We start from the raw sequence: 516 nt of genomic DNA on the forward strand, positions 1-516 counted from the left end.
GTGCACTGGCGGGACCTGCCCGAACGGTTCGGGCCGTGGAAGTCGTCTACGAACGCCACGGGCTGTGGTCGGCCGACGAGACCTGGGAGCGTCTGCTGCAGCAGGTCCAGGCAGACGCGGACGCGGCCGGTGAGATCGACTGGGACATCTCAGTCACCCGATGGGCCTTCGAGGAGGCAGCCATGGGCCGCGTCACCGTGCCGAAGCCCTTGAGGAGGACGGACACCCGCCGGTCCGTGAGGAGGCCGACGAGCGACCCGCGGAGCGCCCCGAGATCCGCGAGGACGTCGCCCGGACCGATCCGCCTCCAGCACTTGCCTCAAAGAGGGCTGGGCTGGGAGAACACCAGGACGAGACGCCTTGGCAGAGCATCGTCGCCCGCATGGTGGAGGTGGCGTGGGAGGTGAGTGCCTCGGCCGCTCGCGCGGAGGGGCCGGGCTCGGCCGACGCGCGGTGTTCAGACTCGGTTCCGCCCTGATGGCCCGTACGAGTGGCGGGACCGTGAACCATCGGGGG

The 516-nt window shown here is 70.7% G+C and carries 1 pseudogene; it reads left to right on the top strand.

Annotated features, from left to right (window positions below):
* Positions 1-149: pseudogene (locus tag LPA54_RS36545) on the top strand (transposase); the annotation flags it as partial.
* Positions 150-516: the final 367 nt, after the last annotated feature.

Source organism: Streptomyces sp. DH12, assembly GCF_020873895.1.
Taxonomy (GTDB): Bacteria; Actinomycetota; Actinomycetes; order Streptomycetales; family Streptomycetaceae; genus Streptomyces.